20 protein-coding genes and 8 pseudogenes are annotated in these 25207 nt (G+C 66.6%); 16 read left to right on the forward strand and 12 right to left on the reverse strand.

The window, feature by feature from the left end; translation table 11 throughout:
- Positions 1-51 precede the first annotated feature (51 nt).
- Positions 52-321 (reverse strand): hypothetical protein, encoded by a 270-nt coding sequence (locus OG331_RS49780; protein ID WP_406191200.1) that lies wholly within the window; start codon positions 319-321, stop codon positions 52-54.
- Between the two features lie 287 nt (positions 322-608).
- Positions 609-1112 (reverse strand): IS200/IS605 family transposase, encoded by a 504-nt coding sequence (gene tnpA, locus OG331_RS49785; protein ID WP_406209514.1) that lies wholly within the window; start codon positions 1110-1112, stop codon positions 609-611.
- Here tnpA (OG331_RS49785) and OG331_RS49790 point away from each other — a divergent pair.
- A pseudogene (locus OG331_RS49790) lies at positions 1111-1239 on the forward strand (helix-turn-helix domain-containing protein); the annotation flags it as partial. The gene tnpA (OG331_RS49785) and the pseudogene OG331_RS49790 sit on opposite strands and share 2 nt — an antisense overlap.
- A 9-nt stretch (positions 1240-1248) precedes the next feature.
- Here OG331_RS49790 and OG331_RS49795 read toward each other — a convergent pair.
- The gene (locus tag OG331_RS49795) at positions 1249-2505 is read right to left on the reverse strand and encodes an ISAs1 family transposase (protein ID WP_406209517.1); all 1257 of its coding nucleotides are present in this window, start codon (positions 2503-2505) and stop codon (positions 1249-1251) included.
- Between the two features lie 83 nt (positions 2506-2588).
- Between OG331_RS49795 and OG331_RS49800 the strand changes: the two are divergent.
- Positions 2589-3686: pseudogene (locus OG331_RS49800) on the forward strand (RNA-guided endonuclease InsQ/TnpB family protein); the annotation flags it as partial.
- Between the two features lie 126 nt (positions 3687-3812).
- Here OG331_RS49800 and OG331_RS49805 read toward each other — a convergent pair.
- Positions 3813-4253 (reverse strand): hypothetical protein, encoded by a 441-nt coding sequence (locus tag OG331_RS49805; RefSeq protein ID WP_406191196.1) that lies wholly within the window; start codon positions 4251-4253, stop codon positions 3813-3815.
- Between the two features lie 518 nt (positions 4254-4771).
- Here OG331_RS49805 and OG331_RS49810 point away from each other — a divergent pair.
- The 3 genes and pseudogenes from OG331_RS49810 to OG331_RS49820 form a co-directional block, all read left to right on the forward strand.
- Positions 4772-5190 (forward strand): annotated as a pseudogene (locus OG331_RS49810) (transposase); the annotation flags it as partial.
- Positions 5139-5442: pseudogene (locus OG331_RS49815) on the forward strand (integrase core domain-containing protein); the annotation flags it as partial. The pseudogenes OG331_RS49810 and OG331_RS49815, both read left to right, overlap by 52 nt.
- Positions 5443-5508: 66 nt before the next feature.
- The gene (locus OG331_RS49820; RefSeq protein WP_406191194.1) at positions 5509-6426 is read left to right on the forward strand and encodes an IS3 family transposase; all 918 of its coding nucleotides are present in this window, start codon (positions 5509-5511) and stop codon (positions 6424-6426) included.
- A gap of 658 nt (positions 6427-7084) precedes the next feature.
- Here OG331_RS49820 and OG331_RS49825 read toward each other — a convergent pair.
- Entirely contained in the window at positions 7085-8230 is a 1146-nt protein-coding gene (locus OG331_RS49825; RefSeq protein ID WP_406191192.1) for an acyl-CoA dehydrogenase family protein, read from the reverse strand.
- 862 nt (positions 8231-9092) lie between these two features.
- Between OG331_RS49825 and OG331_RS49830 the strand changes: the two are divergent.
- Positions 9093-9280 (forward strand): annotated as a pseudogene (locus tag OG331_RS49830) (IS5/IS1182 family transposase); the annotation flags it as partial.
- Positions 9281-9682: 402 nt separating this feature from the next.
- Here OG331_RS49830 and OG331_RS49835 read toward each other — a convergent pair.
- Positions 9683-9826, reverse strand: coding sequence for a hypothetical protein (locus OG331_RS49835; protein ID WP_406191190.1), 144 nt, complete (start codon positions 9824-9826; stop codon positions 9683-9685).
- A 336-nt stretch (positions 9827-10162) separates the two neighbouring features.
- Positions 10163-10825 (reverse strand): LuxR C-terminal-related transcriptional regulator, encoded by a 663-nt coding sequence (locus OG331_RS49840; protein WP_406191188.1) that lies wholly within the window; start codon positions 10823-10825, stop codon positions 10163-10165.
- Between the two features lie 161 nt (positions 10826-10986).
- On the opposite strand from OG331_RS49840, the gene OG331_RS49845 reads away from it, so the two are divergent.
- Positions 10987-11217 carry a hypothetical protein gene (locus OG331_RS49845; protein WP_406191186.1) on the forward strand — a complete coding sequence of 77 codons (231 nt, stop codon included), beginning with the start codon at positions 10987-10989 and terminating at the stop codon, positions 11215-11217.
- 111 nt (positions 11218-11328) lie between these two features.
- Positions 11329-11583: pseudogene (locus OG331_RS49850) on the forward strand (transposase); the annotation flags it as partial.
- 62 nt (positions 11584-11645) lie between these two features.
- Here OG331_RS49850 and OG331_RS49855 read toward each other — a convergent pair.
- Positions 11646-12068: pseudogene (locus OG331_RS49855) on the reverse strand (RNA-guided endonuclease InsQ/TnpB family protein); the annotation flags it as partial.
- Between the two features lie 134 nt (positions 12069-12202).
- On the opposite strand from OG331_RS49855, the gene OG331_RS49860 reads away from it, so the two are divergent.
- From OG331_RS49860 to OG331_RS49870, 3 genes are all read left to right on the forward strand, one after another.
- The gene (locus OG331_RS49860; RefSeq protein ID WP_406191184.1) at positions 12203-13846 is read left to right on the forward strand and encodes an IS4 family transposase; all 1644 of its coding nucleotides are present in this window, start codon (positions 12203-12205) and stop codon (positions 13844-13846) included.
- Positions 13847-13926: 80 nt separating this feature from the next.
- On the forward strand, positions 13927-14235 hold the full coding sequence (locus OG331_RS49865; RefSeq protein WP_406191182.1) for a transposase: 309 nt from the start codon (positions 13927-13929) through the stop codon (positions 14233-14235).
- Between the two features lie 80 nt (positions 14236-14315).
- Entirely contained in the window at positions 14316-15143 is an 828-nt protein-coding gene (locus tag OG331_RS49870) for an IS3 family transposase (protein WP_406191180.1), read from the forward strand.
- Here the strand turns inward: OG331_RS49870 and OG331_RS49875 are convergent.
- Positions 15088-15915, reverse strand: a complete 828-nt coding sequence (locus OG331_RS49875) for a hypothetical protein (RefSeq protein WP_406191178.1) — start codon at positions 15913-15915, stop codon at positions 15088-15090. The two genes, OG331_RS49870 and OG331_RS49875, sit on opposite strands and share 56 nt — an antisense overlap.
- A gap of 25 nt (positions 15916-15940) precedes the next feature.
- Between OG331_RS49875 and tnpA (OG331_RS49880) the strand changes: the two genes are divergently transcribed.
- The 5 genes and pseudogenes from tnpA (OG331_RS49880) to OG331_RS49900 form a co-directional block, all read left to right on the forward strand.
- A complete protein-coding gene (gene tnpA, locus OG331_RS49880; RefSeq protein WP_406191176.1) occupies positions 15941-16369 on the forward strand; it encodes an IS200/IS605 family transposase in 429 nt (142 codons plus the stop codon).
- 533 nt (positions 16370-16902) lie between these two features.
- Positions 16903-18060, forward strand: a complete 1158-nt coding sequence (locus OG331_RS49885) for a serine hydrolase domain-containing protein (protein ID WP_406191174.1) — start codon at positions 16903-16905, stop codon at positions 18058-18060.
- 908 nt (positions 18061-18968) lie between these two features.
- On the forward strand, positions 18969-19415 hold the full coding sequence (locus OG331_RS49890; RefSeq protein WP_406191172.1) for a hypothetical protein: 447 nt from the start codon (positions 18969-18971) through the stop codon (positions 19413-19415).
- Between the two features lie 416 nt (positions 19416-19831).
- A complete protein-coding gene (locus OG331_RS49895; RefSeq protein WP_406191170.1) occupies positions 19832-20644 on the forward strand; it encodes an alpha/beta fold hydrolase in 813 nt (270 codons plus the stop codon).
- A 53-nt stretch (positions 20645-20697) separates the two neighbouring features.
- Positions 20698-20854: pseudogene (locus tag OG331_RS49900) on the forward strand (AAA family ATPase); the annotation flags it as partial.
- A gap of 606 nt (positions 20855-21460) precedes the next feature.
- On the opposite strand, the gene OG331_RS49905 reads toward OG331_RS49900, so the two are convergent.
- From OG331_RS49905 to OG331_RS49915, 3 genes are all read right to left on the reverse strand, one after another.
- Complete coding sequence (locus OG331_RS49905) at positions 21461-22180, reverse strand: hypothetical protein (protein ID WP_406191167.1); 720 nt, start codon at positions 22178-22180, stop codon at positions 21461-21463.
- Positions 22181-22497: 317 nt separating this feature from the next.
- Positions 22498-22782: a zinc ribbon domain-containing protein gene (locus OG331_RS49910; RefSeq protein ID WP_406209520.1), complete on the reverse strand. Its 285-nt coding sequence runs from the start codon at positions 22780-22782 to the stop codon at positions 22498-22500.
- 261 nt (positions 22783-23043) lie between these two features.
- Positions 23044-25200: an ABC transporter substrate-binding protein gene (locus OG331_RS49915; RefSeq protein WP_406191162.1), complete on the reverse strand. Its 2157-nt coding sequence runs from the start codon at positions 25198-25200 to the stop codon at positions 23044-23046.
- Positions 25201-25207 lie beyond the last annotated feature (7 nt).

Below are 25207 nucleotides of genomic sequence, written 5' to 3' on the forward strand. Positions count from 1 at the left end.
CTTTCCCCTTTGAGGTGCGACCCCATAGACTCTGGCGGCCTGCCTACCTGTTCAGAAGCGTAGGAACACTACGTTACTATTCTCCCAATCGCAAGCATGGCATGCCGCCCCGATAAAGCTACTCAAATCGTCATTCAAATAGATGCTGAAGTTGCTATTCAGATTCGCAATTTGCGAAGGAATCCCCTCCGGGAAGTGCACCCAGACCTCGTCTTCCCCTCCTGCATCGGGATCGCAAAATCCAGTCCAGGACATGTTCCCAGCTTCTGTAGGGCTGGCGTTAAAAAACATGACGGTCGCCTTGACGGTGTTGTTTTCCATACGTTCATCCCTAGCAGTGCCATAGTATCGAGTGGGCGGTGAGGGACAAGTATCGCGAGTCAGCTGAAGTCTTTGACGGGTCAAAAGGCCAGAGCGCCACACCAGGAGTCCCTCCCTTTGGGGCAAGGCCGTGAAGTTATGGGTTGATGGGTCGGTGTCTACAGAACCGGATCTGCGGGATCGGGCCGGATAGAAGCGGAGCCCCGGTAGAACTGGCAGTTGACCAAGACAGCCGTTCATAGCACCGGAGGCTCCGCTGTCCGATCAGGGTGTCATCACGAGTGAAATCACGGTAGCCAAGGGCCTGTTCGCCCCCGGGCTTCTCGGGAACTCACCCGGATCGTCCCGTTCGAGATGGTCGATGCGGGCCTAAGTGGTCTGCGTCGTAAGTCCTTCGGGGGTTGACTTCGAAGCTGATTGTCGGAGGAGCCGGACCAGAGCCGTTGCGCCCGCCAGTAGTGCCGCACCAGCTCCGGGTATTCCTGGCGGAGTCGGCGTGAGCTGACGCCCTTGAGCGAGTTGACCAGCTTGGACAGGGCGACCTTCGGAGGGAAGTTCACGAGCAGGTGGACGTGGTTGTTCTCGCCGTTGAACTCCACGATCTTGCACTCGAAGTCCTTCGCCACGTCCCGCATAATCTCCTCCATCCGGCGGAGGTGGGCGTCAGTGAAGACCTTGTGACGGAACTTCGTCACGAAAACCAAGTGGGCATGGAGGGCGAAGGTGCAGTGCCTGCCTGTACGAATCTGCTGCATGTCGGCCATAAACCAACATGGTACGGTGCTGATCATGCAGCTCAGGTACTCCTTCCGGATGTACCCGAACGGTCCCCAGCGTTCCGCGCTGGCCAGGGCGTTCGGGTGCTCGCGGGTCGTCTACAACGATGCGCTCCGCGCTCGTGAGACCGCCCGCACGGCCAGGGCGGCTTCAGGTTCCCGGTAGGAGTGGGCTGTCGGTGATGCCCCAGATCCAGATGGCGTGTTCGGGTGCGTCCCGGATCGCTCGGGTGGTCTTGGCGATGTTGTCCGCTCCCAGCAGCCGCAGCCTGCCGATGGCCAGATTCCGCAAGGCCGCCATCGCTCGCGGCGCGCTGCCGGTGTGGACGGTGGAGGCGTCCTCGACGAACACCACATCTCTGACATGGTGGCTGGAATTCTCGATTCCCCCAGTGCCCGCGGACGTATCCGCCCAGGTCAGCAGGGCTGGCCTGGTGGGTATCGAGGCTGGTGACGGCGTAGACCGTCTCCCGGGTCTGCCGCTTGCCGCTGTCCCGGCGGCGCCCGTGGATACACAAGGCCAGCCGTGCTTCCGGAAAAGCGATCCCGCCCAGGTTCGCCGCGATAGCCATCGCCTCGACCGAGCGGGACTCCCGCCGCCCGTGCCCGTCCCGGAGACGGTGTGCGCTATCGGCACCTGCTCCCATGGCAGGGCTTTGACCTGGGCGGACGCGGTCGGCTGGTTTCCTTTGATCACGGCGATGCAGTGGGCTTTCTTCTCCTCCACCAGCCAGCGCACCTGGTCCTTGACACTGTGCAGGGCGTCGAAGGTGACCACGGCACCGGCCAGATCGAGGGTTCCAGCAGCGGCCGTCTCGTTGGTCTTGGCCCCCACCTCCCGCTGGGCCAGGGTGACGGTGGGGGCGTGGGTGACGGCGGACAACAGGGGCCGGTGGCGCTGCTGTCGGTGCGCGGAGCCGGACAGCGCCTTGCCGTCCACCGCGATCGCCGGCCGCGGCACCGAGCCGGTGCCGCCGACATCGGTGTGGTCGTGTTCGGCCAGGTAGGCGCCGATCACGGCGTCCAGGGCATCGCCGTCGAGGGCGGCCAGGAGCCGGGTGAGGGTGGCATGGGATGGGGCGCGTCGACGTCCGGGCAGGTGGCGGCGGATGCCGAGCTGTTCCAGCACCGTGGTGCTGGCGCGCTGTCCCCACTCGGTGATCTCGGTGATGGTCCGGGCGCCGGAGACGACTGCGCAGGCGCAGATCAGCAGCAAGCCGGCCAGGGGATACCACCGCCCGCGACGCGAACGGGGGTCGGGGAGGCGCTGGAGGTGGGTGCGCAGACGGCCGGTGTCGCACTGGTGAAAGGGGGCCCAGTTTCGCCAGGACGGCAGGGATCGTGGAGGACGGAGCGGCAGGCACGGGACCTTGATGTGATCAGCAGGCGTAGACACCCTGATGATCACCGGTCTCGTGCCTATGCTGTTGCCCCGTCAACTCCCGCTGGGGCGGACGATCCACTCGATCCCGGAACTTGCAACCGCCCTGCCGCACGGCAGGGCTGCCGTTCGTGACCTCGGCCGAGTTGTCGAAGCAGGTCACGGCCGCGAAGAAGACCGAGGAACGAGCCTGGCTCGGTGAAGTCTCGGCGGTCGTACTCCAGCAGTCCCTTCGCGACCTGGACACCGCCTATCGGAACTTCTTCGACGGGTTGAAGGGAAAGCGCCCGCGCATGGGTGCGCCCCGGTTCAAGAGCCGCAAGGACAACCGGCAGTCCGTCCGGTTCACCGCGAACGCGCGGTGGAAGATCACGCCCGGCAGGGATCTGTCGTTGCCGAAGATCGGTGACGTGCGGGTCAAGTGGTCCCGCACCCTGCCGTCTGTACCGTCCACCGGCACGGTCGTCAAGGACGCCGCCGGCCGGTACTTCGCCTCGTTCGTGGTGGAGACCAGCGAGGACGAGACGCTGCCCAAGGCGGCCGGACAGGTCGGGATCGACCTGGGGGTGACGCATTTCGCGATCCTTTCCGACGGCACGAAGATCGACAGCCCCCGCTTTCTGCGCCGGGCCGAGAAGAAGCTGAAGCGGGAACAGCGCCGCCTGTCCCGTAAGGCGAAAGGCTCCAGCAACAGGACGAAGGCCCGGCTCAAGGTCGCCCGCGCTCACGCGCAGGTCGCCGACGCGCGGCGCGAGTTCCACCACCAGCTCTCCACCAAGCTGATCCGCGAAAACCAAGCGGTCGCAGTGGAAGACCTGTCGGTCAAGGGACTCGCCCGTACGCGCCTCGCGAAGTCCGTCCACGACGCCGGATGGTCAGCGTTCGTCACGATGCTGGAGTACAAGGCCGCCCGGTACGGGCGCACCCTCGTACGCATCGGGCGCTTCGAGCCAACCTCACAGGCGTGCTCGCAGTGCGGCGTCAAGGACGGACCCAAGCCCCTCCACGTCCGCGTATGGGAATGCGGAGCGTGTGGGGCCTGGGTCGATCGGGACATCAACGCGGCGGTCAACATCGCCAAGGCCGCAGGACTTGCGGTATCAGCCTGTCGAGCGCGGGTAAGACCGGGACGTGTCCCGGCACAGCGCGAAGAAGCAGGAACCCACCGAGACGGTCAGCCGACCGTGGTAGGAATCCCCTCCCTTTAGTCTTTAGGGAGGGGAGCGGAAGTCAACCGGGCCGAGACCGTCCGAACACACCGTCGGGCCATCGCGGTGGACGGCAAGTGCCTGCGCGGCGCCTGCCGCGTAGACGGCAGCCGTCTCTCCGCAGAATCAGCAGGTCAAATGCGGCGGGCACGTAGTCGAGCTGGCGACCACTGCGGCTTCTTCGGGCTTGGTGACGTTGCCGTAGCGGACCTCGATGTGTTGCGCGGCCAGGTCAGGAGAGAAGATGGCCCCCCTCCAGCTGCTGACGGTGCTCACCTGGACATCGTCTCCCACCGAGAAGCGCCCGGCGGGGGAAGCAGTGTCGGGGTTCCACAGGAAGTAGACCCCGCCCGGCTCGACGGCCGGCTCTTCCTGCATACGCAGCATCCAGATGGTCGTGCCGCTCATGGACAGCGTCGGTGTCCACATGAGGTTGTTCAGCTGCCGCCCGGTGGCGCTCTGCCTCGGCGTCGAGATTCCAGGCGAGTCGGCGGAAGCAGCAGGCGCAGATATTCCAGTCAGAACGGCTGCGGCGGCCAGTACGGCCGTAACGTAACGCTTCATCATTTTCCTTTGCCTTTTTGTTTGGTGTGCTTTCACTTGGTGCCGACACGGGTGCCGCGTCTGGACAAAGGCGGCGCATTCCACTCGTGAAAGGCGTGATCAGTCCCGCTTCGGGAAACGAGCCATGGACGATTCGGTGGCTGGAGGCGCAGGTCATCGAAGGCTGCAGCCCACAGGACGGGGCACCATGACGGACCTACCGGCGCTGGTCGAGTGCCAGCTACCTGAATGCGCGATCGCATAAGAGTCAAGACACCGTATGAGGGTGCTCCACCTATCAACCCTTCAATCCTCGCGGTTCGTTGAACTCAGAACCCTCCGCCGCCACTGATCGCCACCAGAGTGGCACGCGCTACGTGAGACGCCAAACCATCATGATCTAATTCAGCCAGTCGAAGAATGTTCAACCGACTTGCGACCGTTGGTGAGGCAGTCAGGGGTCCATAACGAATTAGGCGTGGTTCGTCTGTTTGAACCGCTCCGGATTCGGTAGAGACTCGATCGTTTGAGAGGATCGAGTTATGGCACGTCCTTCCCAGTACCCGCTTGAGCTGCGCCGTCGTGCGGTGCGGATGGTCGCCGAGGTGCGGCCGGAGTACGACACCGAGTGGGCCGCGATGAAAGCGGTCGCCCAGAAGCTGGGCATCGGCACGACCGAGACGCTGCGCAAGTGGGTGCGGCAGGGCCAGATCGACACCGGCTCCCGGCCAGGAACGACGAGCGAGGAGTCGGCCGAGCTGAAGCGGCTGAAGAAGGAGAACGCCGAGCTGAAACGGGCCAACGACATCCTCAAAGCCGCGGCGTCTTTCTTCGCGGCCGAGCTCGACCGGCCACACACACGCTCGTAGCGTTCATCGACGAGCACAAGGACCGCTTCGGCGGCGTCGAGCCGATGCCGGATCGCAGTACACGTCGTTCGCGCTCGCCGAGCACCTCGACCGGGCAGGCATCGCCGCGTCGATCGGATCGGTCGGCGACGCCTACGACAACTCCCTGATGGAATCCACGATCGGCCTGTTCAAAACTGAGCTGATCAAGCCCCGCCGCCCCCTGGAAGACGCTGTCCGAGGTCGAGCTGGCCACCGCCGAGTGGGTCGACTGGTACTGCCACCGCCGACTCCACGGTGAGATCGGGCACATCCCACCCGTCGAATACGAGACCAACTACTACAACGAGACCGCAAAACACTAGGTCACAGTCAAGATCTAGAGTCTCGATCAAACCCGGAGCGGTTCAGCTCGACCCGACCCGGCCCAGGTGACGGCGCTCGTCGACGAGCATCCCCGCCTGGGAGTCGAGTGCGTCCTGCGGGAACTGCACATCGCCTCCTCCACCTACTACCGCTGGCGCCGCGCGGAGAAGGAGCCGTGCGAACGGCGGCGCCGCGACGTCGAGCTGACCGAGCGGATCAAGGAGATCCACGCGGAGTCCGGCGGCAATTACGGCTCGCCGCGCGTGCACGCCGTCCTCAGACGCGAGGGCACGCGGGTGGGCCGCAAGCGGGTCGAGCGGCTGATGCGCGAGGCCGACATCGCGGGCGTCGGCCCGCGGCGGAAGGGCTTCACGCGCCGCGATCCCAAGGCCACGCTCGCCCCGGACCTGGTCAACCGGGACTTCACCGCACCGGCGCCGAACCGGCTGTGGGTCACCGACCTGACGATGATCTCCACCGGCGAGGGACCGTTGTGGCTCTCGGCGATCCGTGACGCCTTCTCCCGCCGGGTGGTCGCGTGGGAGACCTCTGCCCACGCGGACGCCGACCTGGTCCTGACCACCCTGGAGTACGCGCTCGCGTCCCGTGAGGTCGAGCCCGGCAAGCTCATCCATCACGCCGACCACGGCTGGCAGTACACATCCATCAAGCTCACAACTCGGCTGCTGCGAGCGGGAGGTGAAGCATCCATGGGGTCCGTCGGGGACTCGTACGACAACGCCCTCGCGGAGAACCTCTGGATGCTCATCAAAACCGAATGCATCCGCGGCCGCACCTTCACCACGAGGGCCGAGGCCAACCTCGCGCTCTTCGAATACATCGACGGCTTCTATAACTCCCGCCGCATCCAGGAACGGCTCGGCTTCCTCAGCCCGATCGAGTTCGAGGAGAAGCACTACGCCGAGCAGGCGACGGCCGAACCAACGAATCTGAACACCCATCAACCCCTGCTGACCAGCTGATCAGCACCTCCCACATGACGGGGGAACCTCAATGATCCGCACACGCACGCCGTTGGTGGCGGTGGTCGAGAGCACGGCTAGGACACGTGGACGCCGGAGCGATCATGGCAGCCTGGCTGATGGAACACTTCCTCCCATTCGCCGCACCGTTCGTGCACTGCGAGGGCCTGGCACTGACGGCTGGGAAGCCAGGCCCTCGGCGCGCCGGGGAGGCTCATGCACCATTGCATTGGATGGGCTGGCCGGCCATTTGGGCGCGCGGACACGCTTCCTCCTCGTCCCTCGGCTGGCGGACAGCACAGGCCAGCCGGGGCCGGGCTGCCGGCCCCGCCCGGAGCCGCCGTGGTGCGTAGGAATGTTGACGCTGACCTCCACCTCGTTCTTCGGGATCGCCAGCACATAGCGGACCTGGTGTTTCTCCAGCCAGCATCCGCGTCCCAGGACGCCCCAGGTCGCGGAGTCGGCCGGGCATGCCTCGCCGGGGGAGGGATCACCCCGGCTCGGTGTCTACCGCTTTACCGGAAACGTACGCAGGGCGACAGCGCATGCCAGTCGGTGAAGGGTATCGGAAAGCCGTGTGCGGCAGAATTGCGCGCACGGCTTGAAGCGGCGGGGACTGGAAACGGAGCGTCAGCAACCGCGCCGGTCCCCGACCCTATTAGGGACGGGGCGAGGCGAGGGCCTGCGAGCCGCGCTTGAGTAGCTCGCTCGCGGTGATCAGGCGTTGGATGGCGCAGGCGCCCTCCCAAATACGGTCGACGCGTAGTTCGTGAGCAAGACACTCGTCGCGCACGGTGCGCTCATGGCCGCGGCCGGAGACGATCTGACTGCCCGCCGTGTTCGTCCAGGGCTTTCCCATCACCTGCCTGGCGGGCAGATCGGGGCGGTCATAAGCGCGTGACTGATCGGCCTCCCAAGCAATTTTGCGGGTATATGCGCGGTTGGCGGCGACGTCGACGGCGCAGTCGGCGAGCATGGCCTGCACACGGCGAAGGTCCGCGGCGGAGCCAGATTGGCCTCGTTCGCCAGCCCAGGTACGGGCATGCTCCAACGCACGTTGTGCACCGCCGGTGGCTCGGGCTGCGATCATCAGTCGCTCGGCGGTAAGCCATTCTTGGATGAGGTCGTTGCCGTTGCCGATGCCGCCGAGCACGTCATCGTCGGACACGAAAACTTCGGTGAAGCAAAACTCACTCGTCCCGTTGGCTGTCGCGTGCGGCGAGCGGGGCATGCGCTCGCTCTGAACACCCGGTGCGTGGATATCCACGAAGAACAGAGCCGACGTCCGCTGCGGTCCCGCATCGGCCTGCACGATCAGGAAGTCGGCGACGTGGCCGCGCGTCACGAACCACTTCTTTCCCTTCAGCAGCCAGCCACCCGCCGTGCGTTCCGCGGTGGTGGCTGAGCCAGAGTTGCGCCGTGCGCCTGGTTCAGCCGCCGCGAACGCCTCGAAGCGCTCACCACGGATCACGGGCAACAGGTACTTCTCCCGCTGCGCCTTCGTGCAGTACGCCAGAACGCTGGCGGGCCGCCAGCACAAGTCCCATAGGCCGCTGTGCACCGTTCCGAATTCCTCTTCGACTATGACCTGGTCCAGGAGAGATAGGCCTAGCCCGCCCCACTCGGCGGGCATATTGATCGCGTAGAGGCTGGCGCCGATGGCAGCGCGCGCTAGTTCACGAAGGGGGGCAGGAAGCAATCCGCCCGCTTGTGCAGCTTGGTCCTCGTACTGCATCAACTGTTGGACGTAGGTGGCTGCCCTGGCTTTGAGGGCTGCCTGCTCAGGTGTGCAGGGAAAGTCCATGACGATCCTCCAGGATCGAGGGAAGAGAGAAAAGGAGAGGGACATCTAACGGCTGCGGGCAGCACAGCCTCCGTTGGAGGCGGTACACCGCTGGGACAGGGGCTGGCCCTGGCACGTGACGTGGTATCGGAGTCGTCGGGACAGCAATCACCGACGACACTGCATGGCGCCTGCACCGCATTCAGGGCCCGATGGCCGCCCGCTGCTGCACCATGCCCGCCTGCCGGTCACCCGGCACCGGAGCTGTTAGCCGCAGCCATCCCCCAAGCAGCAACCGTGGCGAAGAGACCCAACCGAACGGCCGCGCTCGTGCCCCAACATGCTGCGTTCAGTGGCCGCACATACGGAGGGGCGGTTACCACGAGCTGCACACCAGCGATGCGACCCGCGGGCGACGTGCATACCCCGGCTGTGGGGGGCGGACCCGGTCCGTACCAGACTCCGACGACCGCTCATGCGTGCCTCCGGCAGACAAGGGGGATGTGGCCGGCATAGCTTGCCCGGTCACCGCATACCAGCCGACAAACGGCACACCGTCCAGCACTCCGCTGCCGGGGTGACGTCGCGAGACATCCGGGAGAGGGTGGTCCCGCCCCGGCGTCAATCAGCGTCGTGGAGCCGTACGGCGCATCACCGTGACGCTGACGCAACTCCAGACTAACTAACTAATTAGTCAGTCCACAAGATGGTCGGCAGAAAAGGTCCGCCGCAGGCCGCCCACCCCAGCCCAACGCCAGCACAGAGCAGGACGCAGGGGACCAGCCGGCCCAGTCGAAAGCCTCCCAGACACCGCTCGCGTGGCGACACTGCGCACCCCGCACCCTCTGAATGCGGGGTGGGGGCCTTGATGTCAGACGGCGGGAGCGAACGAGCCTACGCAGGCAAGCTCGTGACCTGGGCAAAGAAGCCCCTGAAGCTCACGAGCAAGACGGTCGCCCGTCCCAAGGACACTTCCGGCTTCGTCCTCTGCCCCGCCGCCGGGGCGTGGAACGAACGGCCTGGATGATGAACGTCCGCCGGCATACCCGCGGGTACGAGAGGCTGGTCCAGTAACTCCGAAACCCGGACTGGGGGACTGTGGGGCTGGCAGCTGTTGAGTAATCCATCAGTGTGTCTCGGTCTCTGTTGTCTTGTGCCGTGACGGTGTGCGGTTCTCCGAGTGGGGATCGGTTCACCTCGCCCCGCGCCGCTGGTGTGGGGCGGAGACTGGGCCGCACCGGGGCGGTGGCAGAGGTGTTCGGTATCGAGCCGGCTCTGCTCAACGACGACCGCCCGGCCCGGGCCCTGGACACGATCGCGCCGGCATTGGAGAGGATCGCGGGGACGGTCGGCGCGCGGGCGATCACCGAGTTCGGGGATCGACGTGTCCAGGCTGCACTGGGACATGACCAGCATGTCTGTCCATGGTTCCTTCCCCGTCGAGGACCAGGACGAGCAGTATCCGGTCATCAGTTACGGACGTCCCAGGACCGGCGGGTGGACCTGAAGCAGGTCCAGGCTGGGCTTGCGGTGTCCGGCGACGGCGCCGTCCCCGTCCACTGCCGTGTCTTCGACGGGGGTGCGGCCGAGGTCAGCGGCGCGATGAAAGAAGCTCATCGAGCGACAGGTCAGACGCGCTCTGGGGGCCGAACAGACCATGGTCGGCCTCTACCCGGACCAGCGCCGGGTCCGCCCCACCGATCGCATGATCTTCTACCACCTCAGCGAACTCACTCTGCGGATCGGTAGCTCCACCGATCCGCCCACCTGCAGATCACCCGCGGCATCCAACTCCGCCTCCTCGACCTTCTTGGAACAGACATCACGAGAACCTGCCGGCCACAGACCTGAAGCGACGACCTGCGAAGTCCGGGTGTATAGGCAGCCGTGTCCGCGCCCGGTGGGTGGGCGTCGTGGGAGCGACGCTCATTTGACTGACTCGGTGTCAGCCCGTCAGGAGTTCAAGTACGTGAGAACCGCGAGAACGCGCCGGTGATCGCCACCGCTCCGGGACAGCCCGAGCCTGAGGAAGATGTTGCTGATGTGCTTCTCGACGGCGCCGTTGCTCACCACCAGCTGACGGGCGATCGCGGAGTTGGTCCGCCCCTCGGCCATCAGTCCCAGCACCTCCCGCTCCCGCGGAGTGAGCCCCGCCAGCACGTCCTGCTTGCGGCTGCGGCCCAGCAGCTGGGCCACGACCTCCGGGTCGAGGGCCGTGCCGCCCTGGGTCACCCGTACCACCGCATTCACGAATTCGCTGACCTCCGCGACGCGGTCCTTGAGCAGATAGCCGACCCCGCGGCTGGAGCCGGCCAGCAGCTCCGTGGCGTACCGCTCCTCCACGTAATGCGAGAGGACGAGGACCCCGAGTCCGGGGTGTGATTTACGCAGCTGCACGGCCGCGCGCACGCCTTCGTCGGTGTGCGTCGGCGGCATCCGAACGTCCGTCACCACCACGTCCGGCAGCTCGCCCTGTGAGTCCAGGTCCGTGACGGTCTTGATCAGCGCCTCGCCGTCCCCGACCCCCGCCACGACTTCGTGCCCACGGTCGGTCAGCAGCCGGGTCAGCCCCTCCCTGAGCAGCACCGAGTCCTCGGCAATGACCACCCGCACCATCCCCGGCGCCACCTCTCGTCCAAGCTCTTCGGGCCCGCTGCCCTCGCTGCAGTCATAACTGTGGACCCCTCGACGCGCCGGCGAAAAAGATGAGAATTGCCCGTTTCGCCCCCTCCGCCTTCACGTAGCAGGACCCCAGCATTCCCGCGAGCCAGCCTCAAATGACGGCCCCATCGGCCCTACATCCGGGCACACGACTGTCGACCGGGGCCGGGGCGGACACCGCGAGTGACCACATCGACATCCACGGCGGCAGCGCGGCAGCCGTCCACCCGCCGCAGACGCAAGGCCCCCTTCCGCGCCAACAGGGCCGGCTCACGAAGGAGTGGCTGGCCTGGATCACCAGCGGCGGCGGGAACAAGGCCAACAGATGGGAGTACCCGGTCGGCTGAGACGTTCCGTCACGCGCGTGTGTCTCAGGCGGTGTTGGGCGCGAATCGTGTCGGCCCGGTCGGCCCACCGCAGGTCAGCGACCAAGTCGGTATCTACGCGTCAGCTGGTCGCACCCCGGCCGCTTTCGCTCCGAGGCCGCCTTCGCATCCTTCGCCGGTGTCTCGCCGATCCCGGCCTCTTCCGGGCCCACGAACCGCCACCGGATCAACCGCAGCGGTGACCGGCAGCTGAACCGAGCTCTGCACACCAACACGCACATCCACATGCGGCTGGACCCCGCCACGAAGACATACATCGCCCGCAGGATCAGCGAGGGCAAGACCTCCCACGACGCACAGCGTTGCGTCAACTTGACCCGGGCCTAAAGGGCCGGGCTTGGAGGTAGCGCCCAACTGGCTGCTGGGTTGGCTCCTCCGTCCGGACACCCTTACTGGGTGGCAGGGACGCGTGACTCACGCCCCGCATTCCACACGCTCTCGCCACGTGCGGCGATGTTGTGGGAAGCGTTCCGGTCGGCGTGGGCAACGACCCCGCACCCCCGGCAGATGAAAAGCCCCTGGTCGACACGGTTGCGCTTGTCGACGTGGCCGCACTCGGCGCACGTCTGCGACGTGTACGCGGGATCGACGAAGACCAGGGGCACCCCGGCCCGCCTGGCCTTGTAGACGATGAAGTCTCCGAGCTGGGCGAAGGCCCAGGAATGGAGTGCGACCCGTTGGGGCTTGCGGAGCCGTACCCTCTGCCGGATTCCCTTGAGTTCTTCCAGGCAGAGTCCGGCAAAGGTGCGTTCAGCCTGGGTCACGATCGTCTTCGCGATGATGTGGTTGGTGTTCTTGACGTGCCGCTGTTGTGAAGTTCCCCCAAGGCCGGGTAGTTAGCGTTTTTGCAGGTCACGCAAGGGAGTTGAGGAAGTCCTGACACGGAGCAACGGAGCTCGTTGGTACAGGCAGTCGTCCAAGACAGCTTGTTCCCGAAGGAGCTCCGTTGCCCGGTCATTGTGTCCTGCCGTCGCCACTGGCGACCATCACCCGTACGGTCACTGTGGCCGCGGGCCGGTTCGCGCCGGGTCATCTGGGGGAGCTGACGGCGATCGTGCCGTTCGAGCTGGTTGACGCGGTCTTGTCGGAGACGAGGGTCGTGCAGCGGCGGCTGCGTGATCTGCCCTCGCGGGTCGGGGTCTACTTCTTGTTCGCGATGTGCATGTTCCCCGAAGTCGGCTACCGGCTCGTGTGGGCCAAGCTGACAGCCGGCCTGTCCGGGATGGCGGTGGTCTGCCCGACCGGGAAGGCATTGCGTGACCTGCGCCGGCGGCTCGGAGTCGCGCCGGTGCGTGCGTTGTTCGAGGTGTTGGCCGGGCCATTGGCCCGGCCGACCATGCCGGGGGTGCGGTTCGGCCCGTATCGGACGGTGTCGTTCGACGGCTGCAGCTCGATCAAGGTGCCTGACAGCGAACGCAACCGGGGCTGGCTGGGGCGGTGCCCGCACGGTGGGTATCCCCAGGTCGAGCTGATGACGCTCGTCGAGACCGGCACCCGGGCCGTCATCGCGGCGGTCTTCGGTCCCACCCGGGAGGGCGAAACCTCCTACGCCACCAGGCTGTTGCACCATCTGGGCCCCGAGATGCTGGTGCTGTGGGACCGGGGCTTCGACGGCAACGACTTCCTCTCCGCCGTGCACGCCACCGGCGCACAGGTCCTGGGCCGCATCCGCCGGCGCCGCCGCCCACCAGTCCTTCAAACTCTCGCCGACTTCTCCTATCTCTCGGTCATCGGCGGCGTCCCGGTGCGCATCATCGAAGCCCAGGTGAGTATCACCTGCACCGATGGCAGCAACTTCGAGGGCTCTTACCGTCTGGTGACCACGCTCCTGGACGCCCGCCGCCACCCCGCCGACCGCCTCGTGCACCTGTATCACGAGCGTTGGGAGCACGAGAGCGCCTACTACGCCTTGCGCCACACCATCCTGCACGGACGTGTCCTGCGCTCGCACGACCCGGCCGGCGTCGAGCAGGAGATGTGGGCCCTGCTCACCCTCTACCAACTCCTGCGCCGCACCATGGTCCAGGCGGCGGAGTCCCGGCCGGGTACCGATCCCGACCGCTGCGGCTTCACCGTCGCCCTCCAGACCGCCCGTGACCTGCTGGTAGGTGCAGAAGGAGTCTTCGAGCAGGGCATTGGAGAGATCGGCCGGCGCGTCCTGTCAGCGCTGTCGCCCGCACGCCGGGGCCGCGTCAGTACCCGCAAGGTGAAGTCCCCCATCTCCCGCTACGCGGAAAGGAAACTGGACGGCCGCCCCGACGCCGGCAAGGCCGTGACCTCGACGGTGATCACTCTCCTGCCGCCGCCGACGCCGGAGCCCACACTGCCCACGACCACGGTCCCCCAGTACGTCGGCCCCGGCCAGACCAGCAACCGAATGACACGCGTCCTGGCCATCCTGCAGGCAGAACCCGAACGGCTCTGGCGCTCAAGGGAGATCGCCGAACTACTCGGCGACGTCACCCTCGTCGCCACCTACCGACAACTCGCCCGCTGGACCGAGAAGGGAATGATCAAGAGGGTTCGCACGGGACGCTACACGGCAGTCGCACCGGAAAGGACCCCCTTGCGTGACCTGCAAAAACGCTAACTACCCGGCCTTGGAAGTTCCCCCGTTGATCTGGACAGGTTGATACTGGGACGGTTGGGTCCCGGAGGAAGCAGTTCAGGTTGAGTGGCAAGAGCAATATGAGCAAGCGGTATACGGCCGAGTTCAAGCGCGACGCGATCGCGCTCGTCCGTTCGTCGCCGCATCGGAACGTCACCGAGATCGCCCGGGAACTGGGGGTCAGCCCCGAAGGACTTCGCGGCTGGGTCAAGCAGGCAGAGATCGATCGGGGTGAGGGGCCCGCGGGCGCCCTGACCAGCGATGAGCGCGACGAGCTTCGGCGCCTGCGCCGCGAGCTGGCCGAGGTCAAGAAGGCGAACGAGATCTTGGTAAAAGCCGCGGCCTTCTTCGCGAAGGAGATCGTGAAGTAGGTGATGCCTGCCTCTTCATCGATGCGGAGAAGGCCACCGAGGACAACCCCGATGGCTACAGCGTGGCGCGGTTGTGCCGCGTGCTGGGCATCAACCGCTCCACCTACTACGCGTGGCTCGCGTCGCGGCCCGACGCCGTCGAACGGCAGTGTGCCGAGGAGGAGTTGGCCGGACGGATCCGCGCCATCCACGCGAAGTCCCGGGGCGCCTACGGGGCCCCGCGCGTGCATGCCGAGCTCCGCCGCAAGGGGCATGCGATCAACCGGAAGAAGGTCGAGCGGATCATGCGGGAACGCGACATCCGCGGTATCACCCGCCGCAAGCGCCGCCATCTCACGAAGCAGGACACCAAGGCCGCCCCGGCCCCGGACCTGGTCGGCCGCGACTTCACCGCCGACAGGCCGGGCACGAAACTCGTCGGGGACATCACGTATCTGCCGACCCTCGAGGGCTGGTGGTACCTCGCGACCGTTATAGACCTGGCCACCCGCGAGGTGATCGGTTACGCGATGGCCGAACATCACCGCGCCGAACTGGTCACCGACGCCCTGCGGATGGCCGCCGGCCGTGGGGACCTGCAGCCCGGCTGCATCATGCACACCGACCGCGGCAGCGAGTACACGAGCGCCGAATTCCGCTGGGAGACAAGGAAGTTGAACCTGAGGCAGAGCATGGGGCGAACCGGTATATGTTACGATAACGCCGCGGCCGAGAGCTTCTTCGGCCTGCTGAAAGCAGAGATCGGCACTACCGTCTGGGAGAGCCGCGAAGCGGCCCGTGCCGACATCTTCCGCTTCATCGAGGTCGAGTACAACCGCACCAGGCTCCGCAAGCACCCCGAGTTCGGGTACCTCACCCCACTCGAAACACGAGCCAGGCTACGACAAGACTTCGCCCCTGCAGCGTAAGCACCCGCTGTCCAAGATCAGGGGGGAACTTCAGTTCACGGCGAGAACGCTCCTTGAGCCTGCGCTTGGCGGACTTGGTGCGCTTGGTCTGGAGCTTGGCCCGCAGGGCAAGTTGACGCTTGCGGTACCGATTCAGGCCGCGCCCGGCGGCCATGTAGCCGGTGGACGTGGTGGCGACGTTGACGATGCCGAGATCCACGCCGATGAAGCCGCCCGGCTCGTAGGTCTCCGCTTCGACAACGTCGCACGTGGCGATCGGATAGAAGTCGCCGTCACGTTCGATCAGATCCGCCTCGCCCTTGCGGTACTCGCGCAGTGTCCTGAGCGCGTCGGTGGAGCAGGCGAAGCGGACGTTCTTGATGCGTCCGGCGGTGGTCCAGATGGACACGGTCTGTGCGTCGTACTGCCATGACAGGCAGCGATCGTCATACGGCTGCGCGGCAGTGGGACGGAACGTGATCGGCTTCGAGACGGCCTTGGTCCGGCGCTTCGACTTCGGCTTGCCCAGGTTTCCGGCGCGAATGTTGGCATGCAGCGTCGTGTACGCGTCGCGCACCTTCTTGATCACGTGCTGCGCTGCCTGCGCTCCGAGCCCTTCGGCCTTGAGGTGCGCGTAGGTGTGCTTGCGCAGTTCGTACTCACGCGGCACACCGTTGGCGAACGCCACCTCGGACACCCAGCACGCCGGCTCATTGACCGTACGCAGCGTGGAGCGCAGCGCGGCGGCCTGGTCGGCCTCCGGCATCAGCTTCACCTGCGTCACGATCTTCATGCGCTCATCGTACTACAGTTGATCTATGTCACCACGCTGGGAGCCAAACCCCAATATTCGCAGGGGTCGTACGGTCGTCCACACCCTCCACACCCATTTGGTCTTCACGCCCAAGTACCGGCGCGGACCGTTCACCGACGAGATCCTCACGCGCTGCGAAGAGATCATGCGGGCCGTGTGCGCGGACTTCGAAACCGAGTTGGTGGAGTTCAACGGCGAACGCGATCACGTACACCTGCTGGTGCACTACCCGCCCAAGGTCGCCGTCTCCCGGCTGGTCGGCTCCCTCAAAGGCGTGTCCGCCCGCAGGCTGCGCCAGGAGTTCCCCGGCCACATTCGCACGTACCTGTGGGGTGATCACTTCTGGTCCCCGTCCTACTTCGCAGCATCCTGCGGCGGAGCGCCGTTGGCGATCATCAAGGAGTACATCGAGAACCAGAAGCGTCCCGACTGAGGTCAACAGCGCAGACCCGTGCGCCTGTGCGGGTCACACCTATCTTGAGAAGCGATTCCTCCCGGGCGTGAACGCACGGGGTTCCTCGCTAGATCATGCTGAAACGAGCCGTCGCCCGTCAGCGTTTCAAGATCCTTGAACGCTCAGATCGAACCCCGGCGAAATCCTCCGAACAGCTTGACGCGAAATAGCAGCCTCGGGGGGGCTGGCCCCACCCCCGATCAACCGGGCAGCCGGATGGCCGGGGAAATGCCGTGTCGGCGACAGTTGGGCTGCCCGAGCAAGTCGCCCGACAGAGAAAACAAGATCGTGCACATTGTCACGGCGACCGACGTCACGCTCGGGCCCTCGCCGGCCAAGCCAGCACTGGCGACATACCGGCGGCTGCCGCCGGCGCTGCGCCGAGTCGTCCCACAGGGGGTTGGCGACACCGCACCATCGCATGTGGGCTGTCGACCGCCCTGTGTGGAGCCGCGGCGATCCCCGTCCCTGGACCGGCTCAACAGTGAGCACACCGAAGAAAGTAGGAAGCCATGACTGTACGTACATCCCGTGTGGTCGCGACCCTGGTGGCGACGGCGGCCCTAACGCTGTCCGCCGTTGTGGCGGTCCCGGCGTCCGCGGCGGCCCGGGCCGAGAAAGGCACCCACGACGCGACCCGCCGGGCGATCGCGGCCGCCATCGAAGACGGCGTGCCCGGAGTGACCGCCACGGCCAAGGACAGACGCGGCACGTGGTCGACGACCACGGGAGTCGGAAACATCAGGACGGACGAGCCGCGTTCGCCTCACGACCGTTACCGCGCGGGCAGCATCACCAAGACCTTCGTGGCCACGGTGCTGCTCCAGCTGGAGGCGGAGGACCGACTGTCTCTCGACGACACCGTGGAGAAGTGGCTGCCGGGTGCCGTCCGCGGCCACGGCCATGACGGCCGCCGCGTCACCGTCCGCCAGCTCCTCAACCACACCAGCGGCATCCACAACTTCACCGACGACGAGACCTACGTTCAAACGTACCTTCTCAAAGACGGCTTCTTCGAGCACCGCTACGACCGGCTGACGCCCGACCAGCTCGTCGCGATCTCCATGTCCCACGAACCAGACTTCGCGCCAGGCACATCCTGGAACTACTCCAACACCAATTACATCCTGGCTGGCATGGTGATCAAGAGCGTCACGGGCCGTTCGTTCGCCACCGAGATCCGCCAGAGAATCATAGAACCCCTGCACCTGACCGCCACGTCGGTCCCCGGCAACCGTGTCACCATGCCACAACCCAGCAGCCGCGCCTACTCCAAGTTGGCGGAGACGACCACGGGTCCCACGTACGACGTCACGAACTGGACCCCAGGGCTCGCCTCCTCCGCAGGCGAGATGATCTCCAGCTCGGCCGATCTGAACCGCTTCTACACCGCACTGCTCCGCGGCATACTGCTCCCGGCCGAACAGCTCAAGGAGATGAAGACCACGGTGACAGTCGAGGCCATGCCCAATGCCGGCTACGGCCTGGGCCTGATCGACCGCAAGCTTTCCTGCGGCGTACACGTCTGGGGCCACAGCGGCGGCGTCCCCGGCTCCATATCGGAGGCCGTCACGACAGCGGACGGCCGTCACTCCCTCGCCTTCAACTTCAACGGGGACTGGTCGGGAGACACCGACACAGTGATCGAAGGGGAGTTCTGCAGGAATTGACGTACTCCCCGCCCTAAAGTTATCGGCGGGTTCAGCTAGATCGATCGTGTCTTTGCTGCTCAGATCGATGGGGCGAATCTCGTCGGAGCGTTGTTCACTGCGCTTCGGTTGGGCCGGTCCGTCCTCGGCGAGTGAGTTCGCGGCGGAGTTCGAGGTTCTCGCAGTGGGCCTGTGAGCCGCACCGGCTTGGTGCCTAAGGTGTTGCCCTTGCGCTGGAGAATTAGGTGGCGCGGCTGGATGCTGGGGAACTGCTCGGTGAGCCAGCGTTCCACTTCCGACCCCACCGCCACCTGATGACCGCCGGATGCCACCGCCTCGACATGACCATCAGATTCACGATCTGGAACCAGATCCCGGGAGCACCAGCCTGCCCGTCACGGCCTGAATAACAAACCGCCCCGGCCCTGGCACGTCCTGATGCACCCTCAGACGACCACGCCTCCGACAACGTGACAGCACCCCCCACGATCAAAATTGAGTCAAGTGTGATCACTGGCGTGCCCGGTGAGGCGGCAGGTGCCGCTTAACTGGCGGGAGCGCCGTACCACTTCGCTCGCGGCCCGAACGGGGTGCGCTCGGGGTGCGCGCTGTTACAGCTGGGGACGCGTTCCCGTCGGTGGAGCCCCCGGGCGCGGTCGCCGGTCCCTCACGCCGAGACCTCGGCAAGCCGTACCGGTTGCCGGTACCGGTGCGGAACCGCTTCTTCCGTATTGAGGCAGGCCGGAGCAGTCTTCCCCCCTCGACGGCCTCTCAGCTGCCCTGTGGCCAGATCCCGCCGATGGAACTGGCGTGCGGGGGGTTACTCGCTGCACGGTAGGCGGGACAGAGGATCAGCAGGTTGGATCACCGGGTCGCTGCAGACTCTCCGCTGGAACAGGCAAACAGGCAACGATTCGAAAGAGACTGACATGGCTTTACCCAAGCGATACATCATGGCGGCAGCGGCTGCCGCGTTCATTGCCGGCGGCATCTCCGCTCCTGCCGCGCTCGCCGCACCGGACGCCGCCCACGCCTCCGCGCCCGCAGCCGCCGCCCAGGGAGCCGAGCTCGACAACCTCCGCTGGACCCCGGTGCGCACCATGGGCGGCGGGACCACCTGGATGCTCCGCGTCAGCAGCGACCCGGACGTCGAGCCCGGCGGCGTCTACTTCCTGTACGACCCCGATGCGTCGTCCGTTTCGGGCAAGTTTTCCGTCGGTGACGACGTCCATGTCAGCACCGTGAGCGAGTGGCCTGGCGCCATCTTCGCGCCCGCCCTGGACCACCGCCGCACCGAGGTGCGGTACGGGAGCCTTCAGGACCCCGCCGCAGCCCAGGTCGTCGGCAGTGTTACCAACGGCTGGATCAGCCAGTAAAGAGCGTCCGCCGGTAGGTCATCGGACGCGGGGGCGTGCGGGGGCGGGTGTCCGCGGCAAGTTCAGGTGCGGCGCGCGGGGCAGCGGACGTTGAGGGCGATGGTTTCCCATCGCCGTTCGGTCCCGAATTCCACGGTCGAGGATCGCGTCTGGTACTCGCAAAATGCTGGCTGAACTGCGCACACGCCGGCGTGCTTGGCCTGGAAGGCCGTCGGGCCGAGGTCACCACCGGCGATGTCTTCGTCTGTCCCTGCTCCAAGGCCACCCGCGGCAACATCCTCGTCGAGCCTGTCGTCGAGTTCCGGCCCGACCGCGCCGCGGCAGCCCGGGCGCTCCCTGCAACACCCTTCCCGAGGTGTCGCCTCAGAACCGGACAAGCCGGACGGCGCCCTCCTTATCGAATCGAGCAACACACCGTGAAGAAGACCGCCCTGGCCTTGTCGGCACTCACCGTCGCCGTGGCCGCCGTCACGACCTCCGCCTCCGCCTCCGCCCAGGCCTCCAAGGACACTGCAAAGCCCACGATCGTCCTGGTACACGGTGCCTTCGCCGACGGATCCAGCTGGACCCTGGTGACGAAGAAGCTCCAAGCCTCCGGCTACCGAGTCGTGGTCCCGGCCAACCCGCTGCGCGGCCTGGAGAGCGACTCCGCCTACCTCGCCCACGTCCTCAAGACCATCCAGGGCCCCGTCGTCCTGGTCGGCCACTCCTACGGTGGCGAGGTCATCACCAACGCAGCAGCATCGAACCCGCAGGTCAAGGCACTTGTCTACGCGGCCGCCATTGCCCCGGAGAAGGGCGAGAGCGCCAATGACATCCTCAGTAAATTCCCCGGCAGCCGGCTCCCCGAGGCGCTCAACCCCGTCACCTACCCCGCGCCCAGCGGTGGCGAGGGCACTGACCTCTACGTCAAGCCCGACAAGTTTCGCGCCGTGTTCGCCGCCGACGTCCCCTCCTCCGACACCGCCGTCATGGCCGCGGCCCAGCGCCCCATCGACGCCTCCAGCCTGGAAGCCAAGTCCGAGAACGCAGCCTGGCACTCCGTCCCGTCCTGGTACCTGGTCGCCGCCGACGACCAGACCATCCCCCCGGCCGCCCAGCGCCACATGGCCGACCGCGCAGGCGCCCGCACCACCGAGGTGGGCTCCTCCCACGCTGTAGCCGTCTCCCACCCGGTCGAAGTCACCCGCGTCATCACCAACGCCGCCCAGGCCACTGCCGGAAAGTAACGACCCGAGGGAAATGATCGGGAGACGCGGCTGACGTGCCGGACTGCGCCGGCGCCTCCAACGAGTCGTTCGGCGGGTGGGCCAGGACGTTCACCGATCCGCGGCTCTGCGCGACCGCCTCACCTTCGGCGGAACATCATCGAGACCGGTACCGAGTCCTACCGACTCGCCGGCACCCGGGTCGCCCGGGTGCCGCAGGCTGACCACTGACCACCAGCGTTCCCGCTGCCCTCACGACGATGTCCGTCCTGGAGTACCGTGGCAGCCCGGCGTCGTGGACAAGACCACGAACAAGAGCAGAGGAAGAGACCCGTCTTGTCAAAGATAGCCGGATGGGCCATCGGTGTCGGCGCAGTCCTCGTGTCAGCCGGGGTGGTGTTTGTCTGTGTGGTGTTCAACCTCATACGGACGCGTGCCGCCGATGAAGTGGCATGGAGCCAAAGAGACATGGTGCTGCCTCCAGGTGACCAGGACCACGAAGAGCCGCCGAAGTAAGCGAAGTAAGCATGGGTGGAGGGCACCGCCACCGAGTTCGCTCACGAACACGGCAAGCGCCGCTGCCGCTACCGGGGCAGTCGAAGACCCACCGCAATGCGTCTGCACGGCCATCGCCGTGAACATCGTGCGCCTCAGCTGTCTGTGCCGACCGGCGAAGCAACCCCGCCCCAGCCACCGACCGTCTTCCAGGACTTCCTGGACCGGCACGGGATCCCTCAGCTGAAGCCCTGACGGCCACTGGCGGCGCACCTCGACGACTGCAGATACCCGGCAGTCAGGTTGATGCCGTGACCGGGCCGCTTGCATGCGCGGGATCGCTCAGCTCTCGTCAGGGGGAAGGAGGCGGGTGCGGTCGGTGTTCGGGATCCATCGGCGGTCCATGGGTCCGTCGAAGACCTCACGGGGCAGGAGCAAGGCGGTACCTCCCAAGGTTTCGAAGATGTGCAGGGAGCGAGAGCCGCCCTGCGGGGCTTCAAGAATCTCCGCCACCATGGCGTCCATCCCTTCCCGGGTCGAATCGAAACTCTCCGGACGGGCCTCGAACCGGTCTCGAAGCCACTGGTGGGCATGGCTGTTGTGGACCACCACCGCGACCGCACTGATGTGGGGGTGGGCGTCCACCAGCCTTCGCTCCGGCCGCTCGTCACCGCGGGGCGACCAAGGACTTTGGGGCGGGTCGTCGTACAACTCTCTGGGCACGTCGCCGTGCAACAGCGTATCGAGCAGCCGATCGCCTGGCGTGGGGAAGAACAAGCTGTCCGGGTCGCTCTCCACAACGACCACAAGGGGCAGACCTTGGTTGCGCAGACTCCCCAGTCGGTCTGCCGCCTCCTCGAATCCGTCCAGGAACGCATAGAGGTTGAAGGTCTGTTCCACTGTCATCACGGCGCAGGCCACGGTGTGGCCTGCGGCGCTGATCAGACAGCCAGGGCCCGAAGCGGTGGCAAGGCCAGGTTCGCTACTGAAGGCGTAACCACGCTCGCGGAGGAAGCGGACAAACCGCGTCGGCTCCGCAACCGCAGACTGACTCTCGTCCACTCCCCGGCTCCCCCTTCGCCCGCAGAAGAACGCTCCTGGGGCTGGCGAGGTTCCCGTTCTTCCGTTGCTCAGAGTCTCAGTGACTCTCAGCTTTCCAGACGTTTCCGTCTGGATGGTCCGTGTCGGTGTCACCCCTGCGTGGGTTGTGCTTCGGTGTCCTGACGGCGGTCTCCCGTTTCCTTTTGCCGCTGGTGCGGCAGGTTCGCGCCATCTGCCCGTCCGCCCCGGCCGGTGTTTGGGCCGGGGTGTTGGCGACGGGTCTCACGGTCGGCTCCACGGGGTTTCGACACGCGGGGCGTGTCCTGGTCTCCGGCCACTCAGGGACCAGTCGTGCGGGCTGCTGCGAGGGCGGCCAGGTTGCGGGCTGCGTTCTCGTCCCGGTCGATGACCAGGCTGCAGAGATCGCAGGTGAAGACTCGGACGTGCAGCGGCAGTTTGGCTTTCGTCGCGCCGCAGTCCGAGCAGGTTTTGAGCTGGGGTACCAGTGGTCGGCCACGATGGTGGGGCAGGCGTTGCGCCGGCCCTTGTAGAGCAGTTGGCGGCGGATCTTTTCCGAACCCGGCGTCGGCGACGTGGCGGGCGAGTCGCCGGTTGCGGAGCATTCCGGCGGCGTTGAGGTGGGAGGGGTCCCGTGGTGTCGTCCAGGGTGCCGTCGTACGCGAACCGCTTCGTGATCTGGAGCCACGTCACCGGCGTTGCCGGCGCGCCCGCCACGGTCTGAACCAGGGATCACTCGCGGCCTCGCCACGTCCTGACGCATCATCACCCGATCACGCCGCCGACAACGTGACAGCACCGCCCGGACCGCAGACCTATCGCGATGCCGAGAAGTGAACTCCCGCAGTTGAGGTAGGTGGCATGGCTCACGCTGTGATGTTTCGGTAGTCGCCCAGACAGCTGTAGGTGCCCCCCGTCACCCGGAACAGGTACATCGCGTCTGTGTAGCGGTAGCTGGACGGGTCATAGTTCAGCCGTTTGGCGATGCCGTGGTAGTCCGTTTCGTGCAATCGGCCCACGATTGCGTGCCGCTCGGGGCGGGAGGAGCCAAGAGCCGTCAGGGTGCGCGCGACGAACAGCGTCGCGTCGTAGGCCTCGGCGGAGTACCAAGGCGGGACGGTGCCGAAGCGGGCGCGGTAGGAGGTGACGAACGACTGCGCTGCCGTCGCCTTCGTCGGATCGAGGAAGGCGGTGGCGAACACCCAGCCCTCAGCGGCGTCCTCGGCTGAGGTGAGGAAGTGGGGGGTGAGGGAATGCTGGGTGGCTAGCCGCGCACCGGTGTAGCCGGCGGAGCGCAGCGCTTGGGCGAGTTGCGCGGCCCGCGTGTCTTGTCCCGCGAACAACACCGCGTCCGCCCCCGCATCCATCACTGTCCGGGCAAGGGCACGAAAGGCGTCGGTTGAGCGGTCCTTGGCGGCGAGAGTGTGTCGGATGGTGCTGTGCCGCCCTGAGCGTAGGGCCTCCTCTACGCCTGCGCACAGACGCCAGCTGACGTCGCCTTCGGCGGCGTCGTCGATCAGCATCGCCTTGTGGGCCTTGGCGGTGTGGACGAGGTAGGCGACGATCGGCGCAGCCAGGGTCAGGTCACTGGGACGGGTGGCTGCGTAGACGCGGTAGGCGGTGGGGGACACATCGTCCAGTCCGACCGACACGGTGACCATCGCCAGCAAGGCTTGTTGGTAGAGGCCGAGGGCGGCCTTGGCGCAGGCGTCTGTGGTCGGTCCGAGCACAGCCCGGATCCGGTGGTTGGCCGCCAGCCGATGGGCGACCTGTCGCGCTTGACTGGGGCTGCCCTCGTCGTCGTGCACGCTGAGCTGCAGCTCGAAGCTGCGGCCCTGACGGGAGTTGAAGCGATCGACAGCGAGCCGTACGCCGTTCTCCTGGGCCCGGCCCACCGTGCGGCTGCTGCCGCTCAAGTCGGCGTGCAGGCCGAGGACCAGCTGGGGTAGCCGGATACTGCCCGGCCGGGCAGGACTGCAGGCGGTCCACCACAGCGCCGCTCCTCCGGCCGCCAGCACCCCGGTGGACGAGCCGAGGACCAGCAAGCGGCGGCGCGTCATGCTGTCCGTACCCGCGGCCGTTACACCGTCAAGCGGTGCCGCGGCTGCTGGCTTCGCGGACACCTCGGTCGCATCGACGGCGGGGAGGGCGAGGACGTCTGCCGTGCGGCGCGCGATCATCCGGGTGACGGGCTCGGGCAGCCAGCCCCCGTCCTCGTGCGCACCATGTAGGGCGCGCAACACCTCAGCCACGGCGGGCCGGGAGCCGGGCGCCTTCGCCAGGCACGCCTTGAGCAGCGGCAGCAGCGAGTGAGGTACGCCGTCCAGATCCGGCTCGTCGTGAACTGTGTGCATGAGGGTCGCTGCCGCGGAGCCCCGCCCGAAGGGACGCCCGCCTGATACGGCATACGCCAGCAGGCAGCCGAGTGAGAAGACGTCACTGGCCGGCCCGATCTCCCGCCCTTTGCCCTGGGCCTGTTCGGGAGAGAGGAACCCGGGCGAACCCACGACCATGCCGCTGGCGGTGAGCGCAGTGTCCTGAGGTATCCGGGCGATACCGAAGTCGATCACCCGCGGGCCGTCGACGCCGAGCAACACGTTGCCGGGCTTGATGTCCCGGTGGACGAGGCCGGCCCCGTGCACCGCATCGAGGGCCTCGGCCAGCCGCGTCCCCAGCGCACGGACGCTTGCGTACGGCAGGGGACCGCATTCCTCCACGGCTTGTGACAGGGATGGCCCTGGCACGAACGGCGTGGCAAGCCACGGCGCGTCCGCATCGGGGTCGGCGTCGAGCAGCGGTACCACCCACGGGCTGGCGACCCTGCCCGCAGTCTGCACCTCCCGGCGGAAACGGGCCCGGAATCCTGCGTCGTCCACGTATGCACTGCGAATCACCTTCACCGCGGCGAGTGCGCCCTTGGGGGATCGGGCCAGGTACACCACGCCCATGCCGCCCGCACCCAGTCGGCTCAGCAACCGGTATCCGGCGATCCTGGCCGGGTCGGCGCCGCGCAAAGGCTCCATCCGCGTC

It is taken from the genome of Streptomyces sp. NBC_01017, assembly GCF_045162795.1.
GTDB classification, from domain to species: domain Bacteria; phylum Actinomycetota; class Actinomycetes; order Streptomycetales; family Streptomycetaceae; genus Streptomyces; species Streptomyces machairae.

Excerpts from the sequence above, each read along its gene's own strand:
- OG331_RS49780 (WP_406191200.1), bottom strand. The coding sequence starts at position 321 with ATGGAAAACAACACCGTCAAGGCGACCGTCATGTTTTTTAACGCCAGC.
- OG331_RS49885 (WP_406191174.1), top strand. The coding sequence starts at position 16,903 with ATGACTGTACGTACATCCCGTGTGGTCGCGACCCTGGTGGCGACGGCG.
- OG331_RS49825 (WP_406191192.1), bottom strand. The coding sequence starts at position 8,230 with ATGGACTTTCCCTGCACACCTGAGCAGGCAGCCCTCAAAGCCAGGGCA.
- OG331_RS49840 (WP_406191188.1), bottom strand. The coding sequence starts at position 10,825 with ATGGTGCGGGTGGTCATTGCCGAGGACTCGGTGCTGCTCAGGGAGGGG.
- OG331_RS49890 (WP_406191172.1), top strand. The coding sequence starts at position 18,969 with ATGGCTTTACCCAAGCGATACATCATGGCGGCAGCGGCTGCCGCGTTC.
- tnpA (WP_406191176.1), top strand. The coding sequence starts at position 15,941 with ATGTCACCACGCTGGGAGCCAAACCCCAATATTCGCAGGGGTCGTACG.
- OG331_RS49845 (WP_406191186.1), top strand. The coding sequence starts at position 10,987 with ATGACGGCCCCATCGGCCCTACATCCGGGCACACGACTGTCGACCGGG.
- OG331_RS49835 (WP_406191190.1), bottom strand. The coding sequence starts at position 9,826 with ATGAGCTTCTTTCATCGCGCCGCTGACCTCGGCCGCACCCCCGTCGAA.
- OG331_RS49910 (WP_406209520.1), bottom strand. The coding sequence starts at position 22,782 with ATGCTCCGCAACCGGCGACTCGCCCGCCACGTCGCCGACGCCGGGTTC.
- OG331_RS49805 (WP_406191196.1), bottom strand. The coding sequence starts at position 4,253 with ATGATGAAGCGTTACGTTACGGCCGTACTGGCCGCCGCAGCCGTTCTG.
- OG331_RS49915 (WP_406191162.1), bottom strand. The coding sequence starts at position 25,200 with ATGGAGCCTTTGCGCGGCGCCGACCCGGCCAGGATCGCCGGATACCGG.
- OG331_RS49875 (WP_406191178.1), bottom strand. The coding sequence starts at position 15,915 with ATGAAGATCGTGACGCAGGTGAAGCTGATGCCGGAGGCCGACCAGGCC.
- tnpA (WP_406209514.1), bottom strand. The coding sequence starts at position 1,112 with ATGATCAGCACCGTACCATGTTGGTTTATGGCCGACATGCAGCAGATT.